A 3,749-nucleotide genomic window follows, 5' to 3' on the forward strand; every position below is an offset into this window, starting at 1 on the left:
CTCCAAAGTCGTACCGTTCCGTAGTGACAACCCACTGCATCCCGGGCTGCGGAACCGCCACCCGGGATGCGGTGCAAGTTCGGTGGCAAACCTCCGGTCAAGAGAATCCGATCGGGCGAGTATGCCATCGCTGAAAACCATTTCTTCGTCCCAAAGATCCGATTCGCTACGTGCGTGCCCACATCATGAGCACCAAATCAAAGACGACATAAAGAGCAAAGCAGGAGTCCAATGATCATCACGATCGAGGCCGACCGCTACTTCCACATCACAGGCCTATCCCCGACAGAAATCGCAGACAGTATCAACACGGCTGTAGAGATGGCCCGCGACCACTCGATGACAGAAGGATGGCAGGGCATTCTCGTCACCCGCCACGGACCTGATATGTACACAGTGAACCTCAGCGCTGATGTTCCCTACGGAGTAACTGTGGAACGGGACCTGCCGCAAGAAGTCCCKAGCAGGTGCCGGACGGCTGAGAGCTCACCGCAGCCGTGCCGGCAGTAGACTGAAAATCAGCGAGCGGACTGCCGTGGTAGCCGGTCGCCGGCCGGTACGCTCCGGCAGCGCGCGTCGTCCGACGGAGAGGACCTCAGCGATGGAACCGACCTATGTGATGGCCGAGAGCGCCCCGGCGCCCGTGGGCCCCTATTCCCAAGCGTGCGGTATACCGAATGGCCTGCTGTTCCTTTCGGGGCAGACGCCCATCGACCCGGCGACCGGGCAGCTGGTCGGCGGTGGCATCGAGGAGCAGACCGCACGCGTCTTCGACAACCTTGGCCTCGTCCTCGAGGCGGCCGGCAGCAGCTGGCGCAATGTCGTCAAAGTCAACGTCTTCCTCGTCGACATGGACGACTTCGCAGCGATGAACGCCGTGTACGCGAGGTACTTCGACGGCCAGTACCCCGCGCGCACGACGGTCGCCGTCGCCGGGCTCCCGCTCAGGGCGCGCGTCGAGATCGAACTGCACGCGATGCGCCGCGTGGGGTGATCCAAACGCACGACCACCTCGATACGCTCACTCCCGAGATCRTCGACACAGCCAGAGAAGCCCTACTCRTCGGCAACTAAGSCCTGCGAATTYACTGCCAAATAGCGCTGCGATCCACAAAATAACCGTGTGAATCGCAGAGCTATTTGGCGTTGTCTTGGCGGCGCTTTTTGGCGCGCGCCTGATGCACCCCCCCCGCCGGGCTGCGGGCATGTCGGGGTGAGGGTGYTGTTGAAWTCAGGCGGGCTAGTGCTTGGACCAGCGTGGACGGGAGCGCTCGATGATGCTGGTGGTCGCAGCAATTGCTGTGAGGGCTGTCGCCAGCAGAAGYGGTGCCCARACCGTTTGTGCGATGGTTSCACCCGCGRCGGCTGTYCCGGCKGATCCTGCWGCGATCTTGAGTGCGCCTACCCAGATGAAGAYTTGGCCGCGRGCCTCGATRGGKGCGTATTCGCTTCGCGCGGCGAGKGTTGCCGCGAAGAACATTGCGTTGGCGATCCCTGMCAGGCCGAAGGCAATGAGGGATGTGGGGAGTGTCGGAGTGAGCATCACGAGTATCAGCGTTGCCGCGACGAGTGCGGAGAGGGAGCTCATGAGAGGGTCTGCGTCGCGGCGAAGCGGTCGGAGCATGAGCCCCGCTGATCCGAGGAGATTTCCTATCCCGTAGGCTGCGACCAGTGTTCCGGCGGCYGMGGCSCCGCCGAACGCGGGAGCTGTKGCAACGGCGTAGATCGGTAGCGCGGCGACAGAGAATGCGACGSTCACGGTGAGTCCGAGTGTGCGGCGMAGCGGACCRCGTSCCCAKATGAGGCKCARTGTTCGMCCGGGSGAYGGCACSTCAACKGCCTTGTTGRGCGGCTCYTGCGTGGGGAGTGCGAGAACGGCTCCCGCACCMACSACGGCGGCTCCGGCCAGAACCAGTGTCGCGGTRAGCGCGTCAGATGCKGCCGCGATCCACGCGACCGCTGCGGGGCCGAGGGTGCCGCTCAGCCCGTAGCTTGCGACGTCCCAGCCTTGAGCTCTGCGTTGGCTACGCTGCCCGGGGCCGGCGATGGAGGGCAGGCGGCTGCTGATCCCGCCGGTGAGCATCGGCCCGAAGATGCCGGAGACAAAGAGCAAAATGGCCGGCCAAATCGCCCAAGCGACCGGCAGGAGCAGAGCAGCAACACCAAGCAACACCCCGTGGAGAACGGCGGAGCACGCGATCACCTTGCGCCCGTCCCGGGCCGTGTCGAGGCGTCGTGCGATGAAGGGCCCGAGCAGGTGGGGCGCGGTAATAGATGCTCCCAGGAGTCCGGCCAGCCAGCCCGGCATCCCGCAGGCGTGCGCGAGCAGCACGATGGCAACTACTGCGCCGCCGTCTGCGCTGCGAACCAGGGTCGCGGCGAAGACGTAGCGGGCCAGCGCCCCTACCCGGCGGTCCTTCCTGGGTGGAACGCCGAGGCCGGCGCTACGGGGTGAGGCCGAGCTCATCGACAATCCTGGCCACATGGGCACGCTGCTTCCCGGTCAATCCTTGGAGGGGGAGCGGCAGGCACGATGGTGATGCCAGTCCGAGCTGTTCCGCTATTGCCGCAACGACCCGGAGACTCCCGCCAAACTCGGCAAACAACTGCCACAACGGTGCAAGCCGTTCGGACTCGGCGGACGCGTCGGAGTCCCGCCCTTCCAAAGCGGCCCGGGTGATCCGCATCGCCAGGGCGGGCATAGTGCCGCCGATGACCGAGTACCAGGCATCGCACCCGGCGGCCAGTCCCGCGGCGGCCGTGGCGTCACCGGAAACTCCGATGGTCACGTGCGAAGGGACGGCTGCCCGGATTTGCTGAACCCGCGCCTCCGCTTGCTCCGGATCGGCCGGTACACCCGGGATTTTGATGGAAGCGATACCGGGCAGCTCCGTGATGCGTCCGTAGAGCTCGGTCGTGAAAGTGAAGTGGGTGGTGCCCGGGTTGTCATAGACGATGACGGGCAGTGACGAGTTCGCGGTGACGGTCCGGAACAGTTCGAACACGTCATCTTCGGTGAGGGGTTGATAGGTCATCGGAGCAAGCAGGAGCCCGGAAGCTCCCGCCAGTTCTGCCTTTTCGGCGTTCGCGAGAACGTGTGAGGTCCGCAAGGCCCCGACACCAATGAACACGGGTGTATCGCCGGCGTGCTCGACCGCCAGGCGGGCGACACGGCTCCGTTCCTCGCCGCTCAGRTACGCGTAGGAGCCCGTGGATCCGAGCGCSGTGATGGAGTCAACCTTCGCCTCCGAGAGCCGTTCGATCAGRCGAACGAAGGCAKGCTCGTCAACAACATCGTCTGCCAGAGGGGTCAGGGGGAAGGCACTCAAGCCGGTGAACATAGTCATAAATCCTTTGTTTGAATCACAGGGAATTAAAGTCACAGGCGCTCCCTGGGCGGACTGAGCTGCGGGGGCACCGGCAAACAGGGAATCCTCGCGCAGCGACAGTCTTACGGACCTGCATGGCTGGAGGACTGTGGCCTACTTTGGTCCTTGGCCGATGAGGTCGGGGCCGGTGCGGGCGGCGGCGTGTTCGCGGGTGTGCGGTTGCCGGCGGCCGCCGCGTTGCGCGGCGGCGCCGGCGAGGACGACGAGCGTAATGCCACCGAATTGTGTGAGTGAGGGCTGCTGGTGCAGCACGAGCAGCCCGAGGAGCACCCCGATGGCGGGTTCGAGGGCCATCAGGGTACCGAACGCCGTGGGCGTCATCCGGCGCAGGGCAAGCATCTCGAGCGCCATTGGCAGCAC

Annotated in this window: 4 protein-coding genes; 2 read left to right on the plus strand and 2 right to left on the minus strand. The window is 64.9% G+C overall.

Annotated elements, in window-relative coordinates:
* Window positions 1-231 precede the first annotated feature (231 nt).
* Both AC1DEY_RS22685 and AC1DEY_RS22690 read left to right on the plus strand, forming a co-directional pair.
* The gene (locus tag AC1DEY_RS22685; protein WP_476869964.1) at window positions 232-510 is read left to right on the plus strand and encodes a hypothetical protein; all 279 of its coding nucleotides are present in this window, start codon (window positions 232-234) and stop codon (window positions 508-510) included.
* A 91-nt stretch (window positions 511-601) separates the two neighbouring features.
* Window positions 602-994: a RidA family protein gene (locus AC1DEY_RS22690; protein ID WP_476869965.1), complete on the plus strand. Its 393-nt coding sequence runs from the start codon at window positions 602-604 to the stop codon at window positions 992-994.
* Window positions 995-2,444: 1,450 nt separating this feature from the next.
* Here the strand turns inward: AC1DEY_RS22690 and AC1DEY_RS22695 are convergent.
* Both AC1DEY_RS22695 and AC1DEY_RS22700 read right to left on the minus strand, forming a co-directional pair.
* The gene (locus tag AC1DEY_RS22695; protein WP_476869967.1) at window positions 2,445-3,341 is read right to left on the minus strand and encodes a dihydrodipicolinate synthase family protein; all 897 of its coding nucleotides are present in this window, start codon (window positions 3,339-3,341) and stop codon (window positions 2,445-2,447) included.
* 141 nt (window positions 3,342-3,482) lie between these two features.
* Window positions 3,483-3,749, minus strand: a 267-nt coding sequence (locus AC1DEY_RS22700; RefSeq protein ID WP_476869966.1) for an EamA family transporter, incomplete at its 5' end; no start/stop codon positions are given.

It is taken from the genome of Arthrobacter sp. 05T47 (assembly GCF_056395825.1).

What these genes read in the sequence shown, in the direction of transcription:
- AC1DEY_RS22690 (WP_476869965.1), top strand. Translation starts at nt 602, where the DNA reads ATGGAACCGACCTATGTGATGGCCGAGAGCGCCCCGGCGCCCGTGGGC.